Raw genomic sequence first — 15,716 nt, forward strand, 5'->3', positions numbered from 1 at the left:
TTTTAAAGAGTCCGTTATGCAAACCGATCCGGCGATTAGTCGCCTACTAATTTTAAGAAGCGCCGCAATCGCCGTACAATTTGTCGCTGTTATTGCGGTGTACTTTCTATTTGAATACCAAATCCCCTTACTGCCTTTACTTGCTGTTATTTGTGTTGAAGCAATCTTTCAGCTGTTAAGTATTTTCGCTTATAGAAAAGTAACCAAAGCCAGACCAGCCGCTGTACTGATGCAGCTGACAGCCGATTTACTGTTTTTAACGATTTTGCTTTCATTAAGTGGCGGGGCTACCAATGCATTTGTGTCGTTATTACTGTTACCGATAATGATCGCTGCGGTCTCTGTTAATGCGAAAGGGCTTGCTTATACCGCAGTGCTGGCAATCGCCGCTTATAGCTTTTTACTGATAAATATGCCTGAGCACACCATGCACCAAATGCAGATGACGCATCATTTTATTGGTATGTGGATTAACTTTGTTATTAGCGCCATTGTTATTGCTTTTGTTATTGGTACATTAAACAGTACATTGAGAGCAAGAGAAGCCACCATTGCACGAACTCGTGAGCAACAATTAAGGCATGAGCAATTATTAACGCTTGATGGCGCTGCTGCACAAGTAACGCACCAACTTGCAACGCCTATCGCAAACTTACAGCTGTTATTTGAAGAACTTAAAGAACAACAAGCTGATGACCCCATTGTACAAGAAATGGCTAAGCCATTAGCCCAGTGTAAAGAGCAGCTTGCTCATTTTAGGTCACTTTCAAATGCCTTAAGGACCGGTCAAACACGGCAAGTGATCAGCGCTGAAACACTACAAAGCACCATTCAAGATGCGATGACACTGCATTTTCCGGAGCAAAACTTACAGTGGCTAAATGACGCCCCTGATTGTTCGATTTTAAGTGATGCCATGCTGTTACCGGCTATTTTAAACTTGCTGCAAAACGCCGTATCGGCGAATAACTATAATCAGCAATACTGCGTAGAAGCTAAGTGGCACATAGATCAGCAAACAGTTTCATTGTCGTTACGTGATTTCGGTCAAGGTTTTAGCGAACAACAAATGGCATCATTAGGTGGCCAACTCATGCCAAGTAACAATGGTATGGGGATGGCAGTTATGCTTTCGAATGTGACTTTAGAGCGCTTAAATGGCTCATTAACACTAAGCAATCACCCACAGCAAGGTGCAATTGCGATGGTTAGTTTAAAAATTGTATGAAACTTTTAATTATTGAAGACGATGAAAATCTTGCCAGCACACTGGCAAGGCGTTTTACAAAACAAGGCTTTATATGTTCACTCGCTCATAACGCTGAGCAAGCTTTACAGCATATAACCACTTTTGAGGCTAGCCATTTTCTGGTGGATTTAAAACTCGGGGATGATAACGGCCTTGCGCTAATTAAACCCTTAAGAGAACAATTTCCTTCAGCTCGTATTGTGTTACTCACTGGGTTTGCCAGTATTGCCAGTGCAGTCGAAGCCATACGATTAGGTGCTGACGACTATTTACCAAAACCTGTCGATTTTAATTCACTTTTAAAAACAATCTTGGGAGACACAGAGGTAAACCTATCACTTGAAGAGTCAAAGCCAAACAAAATTATGTCGCCAGAGCGCCTTGAGTGGGAGCATATCCAACATGTTTTGCACAGTAACGATGGTAATATTTCCGAAACTGCGCGCCAACTGAATATGCACAGAAGAACATTACAGCGTAAATTACAGAAAAAACCAGTTCAGCAGTAATATGATTATTAACGTAAATAAAATAATTAGAAGGCGTAAATCAGTACAGGATTTAATTCTAAATAGGTACAAAATTACGTGTTTTAAATTTGCCGCATCGCTGATCCTTAACTAAAGTCATGTTAAACCTAATCGTTGTATGAGTCTGGTGTATGCATTTTTATCAACTTAACTTTTTCGCAATTTTTTTTGCAGGTCTTGCTTCATTCTTATTGGGAATTGTCTGGTATTCACCTTGGTTATTTAAGCGTATTTGGATGGAGAGCTGTGGTCTAACAGAGTTAGATTTGCAACAAATTAATCCATTTAAAGTTTTTGGTAGCAGTTTAATATTATGCTGTTTGATCTCATTTAGCTTTTCATTATTTGTTGGGCCCAATGTTGCTGTTGGGGTGGCTGTTGGTACAGGTTTTATAATTGGTTTATGTTGGGTAAGCCTTGCTATAGGCATAGGCTACATATTCGAGCAGCGGCCGTTAAAACTGTTTTTGGTAAATTCAGGTTACGCTATTTTACAATTTTCATTAATTGGCTTGGTTTTGGGTCTCTGGTCATAGCGTGATAGCATGTACTTTTTGAAATAATAAATGGATTAATGGCAAAACCAAATAAAAAAGGGCCAACTAAAACGGTCGATATTTTTTGTTCACAATGTAAAACGCAGTTATTTAAATACCGTAAAGGTGGAAAAGGCGCGTTGGTTAAATGTTTTGTTGAACGGATTAGCCAAGATTTTACCAATGACACCGGTATTTGCCCTGACTGCCAACGCCCATTTGCCCGCCAGACCATGATCCGTGGTACTCCAGCTTTAAAAATAATCGGTGGTAAGGTAACGCATAAGTAGATTAGTATTTACCACATTGTTAGTATGTAATTTACAGGAACTTATTCACGGATGAAGAAGGTATTATTATTTTTCGTATTTATTTTGATTAGTGCCTGTAGTGATAAAAAGGAATATAAAGAAGACTGCATCTCGCGGGTTGAATTTGTTTGGTTAGGTGAAAGCAACAGAGATAAAAACCGAACCATAAAAATTTTCATGAATGCATTCATTTCAGAGTATATCGATATTTACAGTCGCTCCACTCCTCCTAGTTCTGCAGTGCAAGGAGAAGATTCAGAATTTATTTATCTACAATATACAGACTTCTGTGAGGATAAGTATCGAATTACAAAACACTTAACAGATAAGGTTGTTGCTACACATCCAAACTTACCTGAACTACTTATAAGCAATCAAAGGTTTAAGCCAAGTATTAATACTATTGCTGTGGATGGACCTTATTGGATAAATGATCAAGATGCAAAACATTAACTTAGTCAAAGGTTCATTTGTTATTTTTCTTATTGTTTTTTGCATTTTACCCATTTTGACTTCATGTGGAGAGGAAGCATCACATACAAAAATATACACAAATGAATATGTGTTCGTAAGATCTAAAAACCCAAGCGATAACCTATATAAATATGGTGCATTTAAACTTAAACCTTTAGAAAATGAACCTAATGTCGTCCAATTTGATTGGATTACTGTCGAGTCTCCAAGCAGCATACTGAAGATAGAAAGTGACACTACTCATTTAGGCAAATCATCTTTTTTTGTAGCAGATGGGCTAAAGTTTGATGTTTTTTATCTTTCTTTATCTATTGCTGATCAAGACTCTTGGTGGGTGGCTGAAGTGCCAGCGGAGTTTAAAACAATGTATACCACAGAATTTTGTCAATCATCTTTGACAAAGCTAGAGCAAATCAACCATGAAGATCTGAGTATTTGCTTCGAGTAATTTTTTAACTGTAATTAGAATACGGACATTTATCCTCGTTTCTTACTCATGCTCTGATACTATTGACCGGTTTGCTGTTTCAATGAATGAAAACAACCCTCCCCATGGATTGGGCCAGTTGTATGGGTATAAACATATGAACAAAATGGACTCACGCACGTGATAGCACTTTTATTTGATATTATTGGCATGACAGGCACATTCTTAGTGGTTGGTGCTTTCTTTTTACTACAACTGAATAAAGCATCGCCAACCGGCCTTGTGTATAACATGATGAACTTAACGGGCGCAATTCTGTTACTGATCAGTCTTTGTTATAACTTTAACCTTGCTAGTTTTGTTATTGAGATTTTCTGGATAGCGGCGTCACTTATTGGATTATATAAGTACATCAAAGCAAAGCGTACTGGAAATGTTGAAACAGCTTAATTAAGCTTGGCTCATTAAAACAGACGTTTTTAGAAACCCATTTACAGTTGAAAATGGGTTTTTTTGTCGCTATTTAAGAAAACTTTATAAACTAAAATTATAAAAACATTGCAAGCTTACCAATCTTTTGTATTAATAGTGTAAACATGGTGTTGCTTTTGCAACACGGGCTATAAGTACAGGTATCGCTTACCGTGGATCTTTTCAGATGTTCAGCACTTTTTACTATTGCAGTTGCCTCAACCTCGCCAGTGGTTGCAAACGCGGCTGAAGAGCAAGACTTATTTTCTTTAAGTTTTGAAGACTTACTTAATGTTCAAGTCGATATAGCAAGTAAAACCAACGAAACTTTGTCATCAGTCCCTTCTACAATAAGTGTTTTTAGTCGTAAGCAAATTCAAGCATTAGGGGTTGATAACGCCTACGAAGTGATGAATTTTGTGCCTGGTATGCAATCAACTCGAGGTGATTGGGTAGGGGCGGTGCCTAAAGATCATGCTCGGGGCGTTTATCTAGATAGCGGTAATGTTTTGGTGATGATAAATGGTGAGCGAGTTAATGAATCATCATTTGGTAAGGCTTCTGTTTACATGCCTTATATTCCTATTGAAATCATTGAAAAAATAGAGTTTATTCGCGGTCCAGGCTCGGCTCTGTATGGCAGTAATGCGTTTTTAGGGGTGATGAATATTGTTACCTCTAAAGAGCGAAATACACTGCAACTTGTGCTTGGCAATAATGGTCGCTACGGGGCAACAGGGCAGTTCAATACCTCTTTAAGTGATGATACATCACTCTTTGCGAGTTTTTCGTATGATCAAAAAGACGGCGAAATCTACCCGCAAGGAGTAAAAGATCCTCTTGAGGCGCTTTACCTAGAAGCAGGTGTTGATTACAAAAAGCTGCAATTACGTGCTCGTTACAACGAAACCTCTCTTGATGAATTTTTAAACCTTGCCGGCTATTCAACGCAAAATCAACACACCAGTGATAACACCTTTGTTGGCGTTAAATATAACTGGATTGATAACGATAAGTTAAAGCTAGATTCTAGTTACTCATTCACAAAGCATAATATTTCAAGTGCAGGGTTAATCGCTACATTTGACGATATACCAGACTTTCTCGTTGGCCCTGCGTGGCAAACAACTGATAGTAAATTCGAAACTGAGCTAAGTTATCAATTCGATAACCAATGGCAGCTTGCTGCGGGAATTGAATACTCAGAAGCTAAGCAAACTGAAGCAGGAGTTCGCACGTCTTATTATGATTTCGATTCAGAACAAATAATTATCGACCCTGCCTTTGAACAGCAAGGGATCGTGTCTGTGATGGACTTTCCTGAGTTTTCGTCACTTAAGTTTACATTCGAAACCTTGAGTGCTTATGGACAGCTAAAAATACCATACTCAGATGCACTTACTTTATTTATTGGCGCACGCTATGACGATGTGAATGACATCGACAGTAAACTTTCTCCACGTCTTGCGGGTGTCTATAAAATAAATTCAGAACATACTGTTAAGCTGCAATATGGTGAATCGTTTAGAACACCGGTTACCAATGAGCTTTTTTCAAATGATGATGTGACAATTGGTAACCCATCGCTTCGCTCTGAGTCGATAAAAACCACTGAACTTGTTTGGCATTATAAAACCTCAGAGTTACAAGCTAATGCAGTGCTTTTTTATAATGAACTTAATGATTTTATAAATATTGAGCCAACATTATCAGATGATGCATTGTTTACCTTTACAAACTCATTCAACACCCAAAACAGTGGTATCGAGCTTGATAGCACTTGGCAATCAAGTAAAAATTTTTCGATTACAGGCACTTATACGCAATACTTTGAAGATCCCATCAATGCGAGCTTTAAGCGCTTTGCAAGCATAATCAGTAGTTATAACTTATCTGATTCATGGCAGGTGAGCTTAAACTTATTGTGGCGCGATACAGTTGAAGTAAGCTCAGAGACAGGTGCTCACTTTAAACAATCTGCTTACAGCTTATTGGGTGGCAGTTTAAAATGGCAGTTAAACAACAACAGCCAACTAATGCTAAAAGCAGAAAATTTGTTAGGAAAAAAATACAACGCATTTGATCCTCGCATTGACAATGGCGCAGTCGCTGGTACAACTGAGGAATTATCGTTACACTACCAATTCAATTTCTAGTAGTCCTGTTCGTAAGGTTTGAATGTCGTCATTAAGTAAAAAATTTATTGCAGCAGGTGTATTGCTAATAATGCTGTTAATATTAGTTTTTTATCTCGGTAGAAGCCATGATTACGAACAAGCTCAGCATCAAAGTCAAACACAAGCTACTCAGCTAAGCCATTATATCGCAAGTGAATTAGCACGATTTAAAACCATACCTAGCTTAGTAAGTGCCAATGATTTGGTAAAATCATTTATTGTCGAAAAAGGTGCTGGTGGAGATGCGGTCAATGATTATCTTGAAGATATTCAACGAGCGAGTGGGGCTTCAGATGTTTACGTAATGGATTTGTCAGGCACTGTTTTAGCAAGTAGTAACTGGCAAGTTGACTATACTTTCTTAGGAAGTAATTTTGCTTTTCGGCCGTATTTTTATTTAGCCAAACAAGGTGAAAAAGTTGCTTATTTTGCTTTGGGTATGCGCTCTAGTGAGCGAGGCTTTTATTTTTCTGAGCCGTTATTTTATCAAGGCGAGGTGGTTGCGGTAGTGGCACTAAAAGTTAATGCCAAAAAATTTGAACAAGACCGCCAGCTACTCAATGCATCAGACACTTCACATTTCTACATTGCTCTTGAAGACAACGTTATTGTTATGTCTGATGTAGCTGATTGGCGTTTAAAGTCACTTAAGCCCCTTGATAATGAACAAATGGCTGCATTAGTTAAATCGCGCCGATATCTGTCACATAAACCCACTTTACTGCCCTATACCCATAAACCTCTAAATGAACAAACCATACTGCAAAAAGTTTTATTAAACGGTAAGCAATCGCGCTTTATTAGTGCTGTTGAAAGCATTGAAATCATTAACGCCAAAGCGAGTGTGTTGGTGGATGTGACGAATGTCGAGCTTGCACAAATCCCTAGGCTTCTTTGGTTTAGTGTGTTTTATGCTATTGCGGTAGGACTTATTCATACGGCAATGGTACGTTTTGCTGGTTATAAAAAGCTTTTGTTTTCTAGGCACAGTCTTGAGCAAGAGGTTATAGAGCGTACACAGGCTCTCGAAAAGGCTCAAAAAGCGCTGATCCAAACAGCTAAACTTGCGACTATTGGTCAGTTAAGTGCAGGCATTAACCATGAAATCAATCAGCCATTAAGTGCCATGAATACCTACTTAGTGAGTGCAAAAAGGTTACTTATCAAAGGAAATATTGAGCAAGCCAGCGAAAATTTAGTCCTGGTGCAGTCTTTAATAGAGCGTGTACACAAAATTGTTGCACAGCTAAAGCATTTTAGTAAACCGGCACAAACTCAACTGAGACAGCAAAGCTTAGCGAGTATGTTAAAAAATGCCTTAATGATTGCAAGCGCACAGTTAAAGCAAGATGATATCGAAGTTAAAGCCGCAGATATTGATGCAAACATAACAGTATGGGTAGACAGCGTTAAGTTTGAGCAAGTCTTGGTTAACGTGATCACTAATGCCAGCCAAGCAATGAGTGAATCTGACAAACGCGAACTGAGCTTTGAGCTTGAACTGTTTGACGACCGAGTAAAGCTATCAATTCTCGATACTGGCCCGGGTATTGATCAACATGCATTAGGTAATATCTTTGAGCCATTTTATAGCACTAAAACCAGCAATGGTTTAGGCCTGGGCTTGTCTATTTCAAGGCAAATAATCGACTCATTTAATGGCCGCCTAACGGCCCATAACCGCCCTAAGGGCGGAGCACAATTTATTATAACTTTACAAACTAACAAGGAAACATCATGAGTGAAGTTGCAGCAACCTGTGATCAGGTAATCGTTATCGATGACGAAGCGGTGATCCGTGATTCATTGAAGCAGCTCCTTGAGATTGAAGGTTATCAAGTTCAGTGTTTTAGTGAGCCTACAGCGGCACTTTCAAAATTAAGTCGTCGCTTCGAAGGTATTGTACTAAGCGACATAAACATGCCAAAAATGGATGGCTTGGCATTTTTAGAGCAAGTTAAAGCCTTTGATAGCGAGCTACCGGTTATTTTTCTTACCGGCTTTGCTGATGTATCTGTGGCCGTTAAAGCCATGCAGCTTGGTGCTTATGATCTATTTGAAAAGCCGCTAACTGAGCAGTTATTAGATTGTATTGCCCGTGCTTCAGAAAAACGTGCGTTAGTAATGGAAAACCGCGCCTTAAAAATTGCTGTTGAAAAAACGTCTGCGCCCGGTGTGCGTATTTTGGGTGAAACCGAACAAATGCAACAAATGATGCATTTACTTAATGCGGTAATCGATACGCCAGCAGATGTGCTAATAGAAGGTGAAACAGGCACGGGTAAAGAGTTAGTTGCTCGCTATTTACACGATCAAAGTAATCGTTCAGCGGCTAATTTTGTTGCTATAAACTGCGGCGCAATACCTGAGCAACTTATTGAAAGTGAGCTTTTTGGTGCAGCCAGTGGTGCATACACAGGGGCGACACAATCTCGCCAAGGTAAGTTTGAATTTGCCAAAGGCGGCACTGTCTTTTTAGATGAAATAGAGTCTACGCCTGCGAGTTTACAAGTAAAGTTGTTGAGGGTGCTTGAAGAGCGCAAAGTAACCCCTGTAGGTGACAACCACGCCATTGATTTAGATGTACGTATAGTTGCTGCTACCAAAGTAGACTTAATGACACTAGTCGAAGCAGGGGAGTTTAGAGCCGATTTATATTACCGCCTAAATTTAGTAAAAGTGAGTATTCCGGCATTACGTGACAGAAAAGCTGATATTCCACTGCTTTTTAAACACTTCAGCTCGATAGCGGCGACACGTTTTCATAAGCCGCCTGCGCCATTGAGTAGTGAAGCTAAACAACGACTCCTTGCGTATGATTGGCCGGGAAATGTGCGAGAGCTTAGAAATCAGGCTGAACGTGCGGTATTGCTAGGTTCTGATCTTGCGTTTGCTTCTTACAGCGACACAAATAATCAAAATGAACTTGCTCAAGATCTAAGTCTTGCCGAGAAGATTAGCTTTTATGAGCAGTCACTCATCGAAGAAGCGCTAGAGCGAAACAACGGCAGCATAAAAGACACCATGGTCACATTACAAATTGCCCGTAAAACCCTTTACGACAAGATGACCAAGTACGGTATTAATCGCGAAATGTTCAAAGACTAAGCAACTCTCTCACATTCAACTCTTCACAATGGGTGGAACTGGTGACAGCATATTTTTAAAAATGTGTGGATATCCACCCATAAAAAATAGCCTCTTTTACGTCAATAAAGTTAATTTACTGTTATTTAACAGCTTTTTTAAAATTAACTAAGTTGGCAACCAACTTGCCTTAATAGTTAGGAACAACAATTTGAACCTAATAAGGGGCGCATAATGACAACAATATTCACTCATACAAAAACACGCGTAGCAGCGGCCGTAATTTTAGCGAGCACATCTGGCTCAGCAATGGCAGCAGACTACGCGGTATACGGTAAAGCAGAAGTTCAAATAGCAAACACAGATACAGGCGTTATGCGCTATGCAGATGAAGGTACGCAAATCGAAGCACCTTTTTCTCGTATTGGTATTAAAGGTAGCCACAAACTAACTGAGTCGCTAAAAGCAGTATTCAAATACGAAGTACAAGTAAAAGGCTTTGAGCATGATGATACAAATGAACCATTTTCAGCTCGTAATACTTACTTAGGTCTTGCAGGCGATTTTGGTGAAGTGGTTGTAGGTCGTAACGATACCCGTTTTAAATATTCTGAAGGTAAAGTAGACGGCTTTAACGAAACCCAAGCTGATATCGCTCAGTTGATCCCGGGTCAAGACCGTATCGGCGATACCATTACCTACAGCTCAAAAACATACGGTGGCGCATCACTTGCACTAACTTATGCTCCAAAAGATGACAGCAGCAACGATGAAGATGGTTTTGCGGCAACGGTTATTTATGGTGACCGTGCATTAAAATCTAAAGACTACTATGTCGCTATCAGCCATGTTGATGCACTTAACAAGTTGACGGCAAGCCGTGTTGTTGCCGCATGGAAACTTGAAAACCTACAGTTAGCGGGTTTATTCCAGCGCAGTGAATCGACCGACGGTACGCAAGAAGGCAATGGCTATGCACTTAGCGCAAGCTATGCAATCGATAAATGGGTACCTAAACTGCAATACGTTAAAGACGACTCAAAGATTCGCCATGCTGAAGAAGGTAAGCAATGGACAGCAGGTGTTGACTATGTGTTCGATAAACAAACCACTGCTTACTTATTCTATACTGATTTAGATTTAGAACTTGAATCAGATAACAGCGTTGCACTTGGCCTTAAATACAAGTTCTAAGGAGTCGGTATGTCATTAGTAAATCAAACAAAAGATGGCTCACAGCCACGCCCATTAATGAGCACAGTGATGTTACTGTTAGGCCCATTAGTGATGTTATTAACTTGCTTAATTGATCCACCAGCGGGTATGAGTGTATCTGCATTACGTACTGCAGGCCTTGCATTTTGGATGGCTTCTTGGTGGGTAAGCGAAGTTGTGCCAATTCCTGCTACGTCTTTATTGCCACTGGTTATATCACCTCTTGCTGGCATTGCAGCAATCAAAGGGGTCGCGTCACCTTATGCACACCCTTTGATCTTTTTATTCTTAGGCGGCTTTTTGATCTCAATCGCGATGGAGCGTTGGGGTTTACACAAGCGTATTGCACTTAATACCATGCTTCGTGCTGGTACTAAGCCAAGCCTACAAATTTTAGCCATGATGTTAGTAACGGCATTTCTATCAATGTGGATGTCAAATACAGCGACTGCTGTGATGATGTTACCGATTGCAATGTCGATTACTATGTTGGTTAAACAGTCTAACCCAGATAATGACCAATTTGGTAAAGCATTGTTATTATCAATTGCCTATGGTGCTAGCATCGGTGGTATAGCAACCCTAATCGGTACGCCACCAAACGCATTAATGGCTGCATACTTATCAGATAGCTACAAGATTGATATTGGCTTTGCTGAGTGGATGAAAGTAGGTGTACCACTTGCGACAGTTATGCTTATTTTATGCTGGGTGTGGTTAACTAAGTTTGCCTATAAAGTAGATACACAATGTGCAAAAAGTGCAAGCAAAGACACTAAATCTTTATTCTTGTCACAGTTACAAGAGTTAGGAGCTATGCAGCGCGCTGAAAAAGGCGTAGCTGTTGTATTTGCTTTAGCTGCAGTATGCTGGATTTTTAGGCCTATGATTGCTGATTTCTCTGGCCTTAAAATTTCTGATACGGGCATAGCGATTGCTGCAGCATTGATGTTATTTGTGTTACCAGCAAATAAAGGCGATGGTGAGCGAATCCTTGATTGGGAAAGTGCAGCTAAAGTGCCGTGGGGCGTGTTGCTACTATTCGGTGGCGGTTTAACACTAGCTGCACAAATCAAGTCGTCTGGCCTTGCTGAATATATTGCCCATATGATCGAGGGCGCAAGCGCTATTCCGTTAGTTTTAAGTGTTCTAGCGGTAACGGCTCTTATTACATTCTTAACAGAAATAACCAGTAACACAGCCACAGCTGCAGGTTTCTTACCACTATTAGGCCCAGTTGCTGAGTCAGTATTTGGTACACCGCTTGTATGGGTCATTCCTGCTGCAATTGCATGTAGCTGTGCGTTTATGATGCCAGTCGCGACACCACCAAACGCGATTGTGTTTGGATCAGGGCAAATTCAAATGCGCGATATGATCCGTTCTGGGTTCGCACTTAACTTAATAGCTATTGCCATGATCACCTTAGTTACAATGACTGTAGCAGCGAGTGTATTTGCTTTTTAAATGTAAAAATTAATGAATACAGAACAATAGTTTCAACTCTTACCAACCACTCACAGCGCTCTTTATGGGCGCTGTTTTTATTTGCTCTCGATTTTATTCATCGTTATAGTTGTTTAAACCTTTTTGATGAGTACTCGTTTTGGTCGAACTAGATTCACAATTACAAGAACAATATTATCAGCTGAACGATGCATTTTTAGCTGAACCTTACTTACCAATAGATATTAGAATAAAGCTTCTAAAACGCGTCAAAGTTGCGCTTATTGAGAACGAGCAGGCTTTAGTGAATGCTTCAAGTAAAGATTTTGGATACCGTACAGCCTTTGATACTGTACTAGGCGATATTTTCCCAACAGTCAAAACAATCAGTGATGTGATTAAGCGTTTGCCAAAGTGGGCAAAAAATGAATCTCGTGGTGTTGGACTTAGTTTATGGCCTTCGTCTGCACATATCAGTTATCAGCCGAAAGGGGTTGTAGGCATCATTGCCCCATGGAATTATCCAATTCAACTTGCGTTAGTTCCTGCCATAACCGCATTAGCCGCAGGCAATCGCGTAATGCTAAAGTTAAGCGAATATACACCTCACACTAACGCAGTTATAAAAACGATTTTGGCTGATGAATTGAAAGAGCATTGTATCGTGATTGAAGGCGAAGCAGAACTTGCTGCAAAATTTTGCCAACTTCCTTTTGCTCATATGCTGTTTACTGGTTCAACCGCTGTCGGCCGTAAAGTAATGCAAAGTGCTAGTAAAAACCTTACCCCAGTGACGTTAGAGCTAGGTGGTAAATCGCCAGTAATTGTTCTTGATGATGCAAATATCAAAGAAGCAGCGAAAACAATTTTATTTGGTAAATTGAACAATGCAGGGCAAATTTGTGTTGCTCCTGATTACGTATTTGTTCCAAAGCGCCTTGAACATCAGTTGGTAATGCAGCTTTGTGATATTTACCGAAAACATTTTAAACAAGGTGTTGAAGGTAAAAATCTGACTTCAATTATCTCCGAGAGTCAATACCAGCGATTAGCTGCTTATTTAGTTGATGCAAAAGACAAAGGCGCGCAAGTATTTGAGCCGATAGAAGGTCATCAAGTTGATGAACTAAAACACCGTATGGGCTTGCATATTTTAACGCAAGTGAATGATGATATGCGCGTCATGCAAGACGAGATCTTTGGCCCCTTACTGCCCATTATCGGTTATGAGTCATTGCAGCAGGTGATTGATACGATCAATGGTAACTCATTACCTCTTGCTTTGTATATTTTGGGGCACGATAAAGAGAAAATCAGTAAATTAAGCACATCAATCAGAAGTGGTACATTAGCAATTAATGATGTATTGATGCAGGTAACAGCAGATCAGCTACCGTTTGGTGGTATTGGTGAGTCAGGGATGGGGCACTATCATGGCATTGAAGGTTTTAAAACCTTTAGCCATGCACGAAATACCTTGGTATCCGGTAAGTTTAACCCTCGCACTAGCTTATTGCTAAAACAAAATAAATTGCTGATCAAACTATTAAAATGGTTGTACTTGCGCCCTTAAGCGCAAGTACGAAGTTTATTTATAGACGCCCGTCAGGTGCGTATAAACCAGCCTGTATTTTTGCATAAATGGCATCTGCTTTTTCTTTAGCAGCTTCAATTTCTGCAGGCATCATACTTCGCTCATCAAGCTTACGGCTATGACTTGCATCCATGTTGCCGTTGTATTCAGCAATGGTATTCCAAATGTATGATTTTTCGAGATTCTTAGGAACTCCTAACCCTTCGTAATACATTAAAGCCATGTTGAATTGCGCAAGAGTAAAGTTATTTGCAGCCGCCTTTTGGTACCAACTAAGCGCGGTACGGTAATCTTGAATTACCCCTTCGCCATTGGCATACATAACCCCTAAATTAAACTGTGCCGCTGGATGGTTTTTTTGTGACGCCATTTCATACAATGAAATGGCTTTTTCTTTATCAAGTTTGACACCTTTACCTTCTTGATAAAGTACACCCAATGCGAACATTGAATCAGCATGCACTTTTTTTACTGCTTTTTCGTACAACTCTGCTGCTTTACGATAGTCTCGTTGCACACCAAAGCCACCTTCGTACATTTTAGCAAGCTCATACATTGCAGGGGCATAACCTCTGTCTGCAAGGTAATTAAATTCATGAAGCGCTTCTTCAAAACGACCTTCATTCGCCGCTAATTGGGCATCTTCAAGACTGGCATTTGCTAAAGGTGACAAGATTAACGTGCTAGCGAGCAATAGTGATTTAAAATTAGGCTTGATCATAGTCTGCCTCCAAATGTGTGTTAGGTATCAATAACAAAGTATTCAGCTATTGATAAAATGCCTTGCCAAACAGCCTCAGAGCAAAACATCACTTTTAGTTTAGCCCCAACAGCTGCAAATGCCCAATTTATAGACAGCGGCAAGCTTTGCAATTAACAAGTAGGCTTAAGATACAGATTTTCCAGAAAAATTAAAGAAATAAAAAAAGCCCTTTGCGGGCTTTTTCGTGTCATATCTACCGTCACCGATATGAGCAATGTAGCAAGTAAAGTGTAACGTTTTATGTCTATGTTTGGGTCGAGGAAACAGATGACAATCAAGAGTTACATCTTGAACTAACTTGGTAAAACAGCATCAAAACCTTTAACAGTATGATGTTGCTGTGAGAATAGTCTAGCGAACCAAGTTGTTGATAACGATTATTACTTAGGTTTAACCGTTCGTCAATACTCAAATGATAATTAATTTCATTTAATTTGGTTGCTGAATTTTTGTTCTTAGTGGTAAGTTTACTTTGTTTTGAAATAGGATTTGAAAAAACTACAATGAAAAAGCTATCAAAGTATCTAATAGTATTTAGTTTATTGTTTACAGCAACAGGGTGTTCTCCGAGCTTCACTTACAATAATTTAGGTTGGTTATCAGGGTTTTGGATTGATGATTATGTTGACCTTAACAGTGACCAGGCTGATAAATTTGAGCATATTGTCAAAGCCAGCCGAGATTGGCATCGAGAAACACAACTCCCCTTATATAAACGCGACCTTGAAAATTTAAAGACCATGTTAGATAAGCAAGTTGACCATAACGAGCTTAAAGCACACTTTGTACAAGCGAAGCAGCACTGGCAAACATTGATTAATAAAATTGAGCCTGAACTTATCGCTTTAGCGAATTCACTTTCTTATAAGCAGCGCGTAGAGTTTGTTGCTGCACTGCAAGAAAACATTAACGACGAGTACAAAGAGCACGAAGAAAAATCACCTGAGCAACATAAAAAAGAACGTTTAGAAGAAAACCTTGAAAATTATAAAGAGTGGTTCGGTAGCAGACTCACTGCGCAGCAAAAAACACTCATAGAGAGCTCATCAAATTCTCGAGTCGGTACATTTTTAATGTGGATGCAGTACAAACAAAAGCGTTTAGATGCATTAAAAACGTTATTTATGCAAAAGCAAAAACCAACAGACTTTGATAGCCAGTTGGCAGTCATCATTAATAATCGCTTGGCTTTTATGAGCGATGAGTTAATTGCAGCCGATGATAAAAATCTCGATAACTACGTTAATTTATTAGTGGAACTAAAACCTACATTAACCGATAAACAGCGTCGTAATGTTCGCGATGAGTTTGATGAGTTAATCGAAGAGGTAAGTGACTTGATTGATGATTAATGGGCTAGGTGTATTTGCACGTGATATGAAATTGATGGCAGCTAGCAGCTTATGTTTTTAAAATAAAAGTTAGAAAGTATCAGT

The 15,716-nt window shown here is 39.6% G+C and carries 15 protein-coding genes; 14 read left to right on the forward strand and 1 reads right to left on the reverse strand.

Annotated elements, in window-relative coordinates:
* Positions 1-16: 16 nt before the first annotated feature.
* The 13 genes from NO991_RS03125 to NO991_RS03185 all read left to right on the forward strand — a co-directional run bounded on the left by NO991_RS03125 (position 17) and on the right by NO991_RS03185 (position 13,496).
* Complete coding sequence (locus NO991_RS03125; protein ID WP_371351667.1) at positions 17-1,228, forward strand: sensor histidine kinase; 1,212 nt, start codon at positions 17-19, stop codon at positions 1,226-1,228.
* Complete coding sequence (locus tag NO991_RS03130; protein ID WP_371351668.1) at positions 1,225-1,758, forward strand: response regulator transcription factor; 534 nt, start codon at positions 1,225-1,227, stop codon at positions 1,756-1,758. The genes NO991_RS03125 and NO991_RS03130 overlap by 4 nt, the downstream gene beginning before the upstream one ends.
* A 152-nt stretch (positions 1,759-1,910) precedes the next feature.
* Entirely contained in the window at positions 1,911-2,315 is a 405-nt protein-coding gene (locus NO991_RS03135) for a DUF1761 domain-containing protein (RefSeq protein WP_054552125.1), read from the forward strand.
* Between the two features lie 38 nt (positions 2,316-2,353).
* On the forward strand, positions 2,354-2,605 hold the full coding sequence (locus NO991_RS03140) for a hypothetical protein (RefSeq protein WP_054552126.1): 252 nt from the start codon (positions 2,354-2,356) through the stop codon (positions 2,603-2,605).
* A gap of 51 nt (positions 2,606-2,656) precedes the next feature.
* On the forward strand, positions 2,657-3,079 hold the full coding sequence (locus NO991_RS03145; protein ID WP_371351669.1) for a hypothetical protein: 423 nt from the start codon (positions 2,657-2,659) through the stop codon (positions 3,077-3,079).
* On the forward strand, positions 3,066-3,548 hold the full coding sequence (locus NO991_RS03150; protein ID WP_371351670.1) for a hypothetical protein: 483 nt from the start codon (positions 3,066-3,068) through the stop codon (positions 3,546-3,548). Before NO991_RS03145 ends, NO991_RS03150 begins: the two co-directional genes overlap by 14 nt.
* A gap of 159 nt (positions 3,549-3,707) precedes the next feature.
* Complete coding sequence (locus NO991_RS03155) at positions 3,708-3,977, forward strand: hypothetical protein (RefSeq protein WP_054552127.1); 270 nt, start codon at positions 3,708-3,710, stop codon at positions 3,975-3,977.
* A gap of 194 nt (positions 3,978-4,171) precedes the next feature.
* A complete protein-coding gene (locus NO991_RS03160; RefSeq protein WP_371351671.1) occupies positions 4,172-6,154 on the forward strand; it encodes a TonB-dependent receptor plug domain-containing protein in 1,983 nt (660 codons plus the stop codon).
* Between the two features lie 22 nt (positions 6,155-6,176).
* Positions 6,177-7,916, forward strand: a complete 1,740-nt coding sequence (locus tag NO991_RS03165; RefSeq protein WP_371351672.1) for an ATP-binding protein — start codon at positions 6,177-6,179, stop codon at positions 7,914-7,916.
* Positions 7,913-9,283: a sigma-54 dependent transcriptional regulator gene (locus tag NO991_RS03170; RefSeq protein WP_054552130.1), complete on the forward strand. Its 1,371-nt coding sequence runs from the start codon at positions 7,913-7,915 to the stop codon at positions 9,281-9,283. Before NO991_RS03165 ends, NO991_RS03170 begins: the two co-directional genes overlap by 4 nt.
* Before the next feature lie 213 nt (positions 9,284-9,496).
* The gene (locus tag NO991_RS03175; RefSeq protein WP_371351673.1) at positions 9,497-10,456 is read left to right on the forward strand and encodes a porin; all 960 of its coding nucleotides are present in this window, start codon (positions 9,497-9,499) and stop codon (positions 10,454-10,456) included.
* Between the two features lie 57 nt (positions 10,457-10,513).
* A complete protein-coding gene (locus NO991_RS03180; protein WP_054552237.1) occupies positions 10,514-11,944 on the forward strand; it encodes an SLC13 family permease in 1,431 nt (476 codons plus the stop codon).
* 139 nt (positions 11,945-12,083) lie between these two features.
* A complete protein-coding gene (locus tag NO991_RS03185) occupies positions 12,084-13,496 on the forward strand; it encodes a coniferyl aldehyde dehydrogenase (protein WP_371351674.1) in 1,413 nt (470 codons plus the stop codon).
* Between the two features lie 19 nt (positions 13,497-13,515).
* Here NO991_RS03185 and NO991_RS03190 read toward each other — a convergent pair whose 3' ends face one another.
* A complete protein-coding gene (locus tag NO991_RS03190) occupies positions 13,516-14,238 on the reverse strand; it encodes a tetratricopeptide repeat protein (protein WP_054552133.1) in 723 nt (240 codons plus the stop codon).
* Positions 14,239-14,783: 545 nt separating this feature from the next.
* Between NO991_RS03190 and NO991_RS03195 the strand changes: the two genes are divergently transcribed.
* A complete protein-coding gene (locus NO991_RS03195) occupies positions 14,784-15,632 on the forward strand; it encodes a DUF6279 family lipoprotein (protein ID WP_054552134.1) in 849 nt (282 codons plus the stop codon).
* The last annotated feature ends 84 nt before the right edge of the window (positions 15,633-15,716 follow it).

This window comes from Pseudoalteromonas sp. DY56-GL22 (genome assembly GCF_041414715.1).
Classification (GTDB): domain Bacteria; phylum Pseudomonadota; class Gammaproteobacteria; order Enterobacterales; family Alteromonadaceae; genus Pseudoalteromonas; species Pseudoalteromonas simplex.

What these genes read in the sequence shown, in the direction of transcription:
- NO991_RS03125 (WP_371351667.1), top strand. Translation starts at nt 17, where the DNA reads ATGCAAACCGATCCGGCGATTAGTCGCCTACTAATTTTAAGAAGCGCC.
- NO991_RS03130 (WP_371351668.1), top strand. Translation starts at nt 1,225, where the DNA reads ATGAAACTTTTAATTATTGAAGACGATGAAAATCTTGCCAGCACACTG.
- NO991_RS03135 (WP_054552125.1), top strand. Translation starts at nt 1,911, where the DNA reads ATGCATTTTTATCAACTTAACTTTTTCGCAATTTTTTTTGCAGGTCTT.
- NO991_RS03140 (WP_054552126.1), top strand. Translation starts at nt 2,354, where the DNA reads ATGGCAAAACCAAATAAAAAAGGGCCAACTAAAACGGTCGATATTTTT.
- NO991_RS03145 (WP_371351669.1), top strand. Translation starts at nt 2,657, where the DNA reads ATGAAGAAGGTATTATTATTTTTCGTATTTATTTTGATTAGTGCCTGT.
- NO991_RS03150 (WP_371351670.1), top strand. Translation starts at nt 3,066, where the DNA reads ATGCAAAACATTAACTTAGTCAAAGGTTCATTTGTTATTTTTCTTATT.
- NO991_RS03165 (WP_371351672.1), top strand. Translation starts at nt 6,177, where the DNA reads ATGTCGTCATTAAGTAAAAAATTTATTGCAGCAGGTGTATTGCTAATA.
- NO991_RS03170 (WP_054552130.1), top strand. Translation starts at nt 7,913, where the DNA reads ATGAGTGAAGTTGCAGCAACCTGTGATCAGGTAATCGTTATCGATGAC.
- NO991_RS03175 (WP_371351673.1), top strand. Translation starts at nt 9,497, where the DNA reads ATGACAACAATATTCACTCATACAAAAACACGCGTAGCAGCGGCCGTA.
- NO991_RS03180 (WP_054552237.1), top strand. Translation starts at nt 10,514, where the DNA reads ATGAGCACAGTGATGTTACTGTTAGGCCCATTAGTGATGTTATTAACT.
- NO991_RS03190 (WP_054552133.1), bottom strand. Translation starts at nt 14,238, where the DNA reads ATGATCAAGCCTAATTTTAAATCACTATTGCTCGCTAGCACGTTAATC.
- NO991_RS03195 (WP_054552134.1), top strand. Translation starts at nt 14,784, where the DNA reads ATGAAAAAGCTATCAAAGTATCTAATAGTATTTAGTTTATTGTTTACA.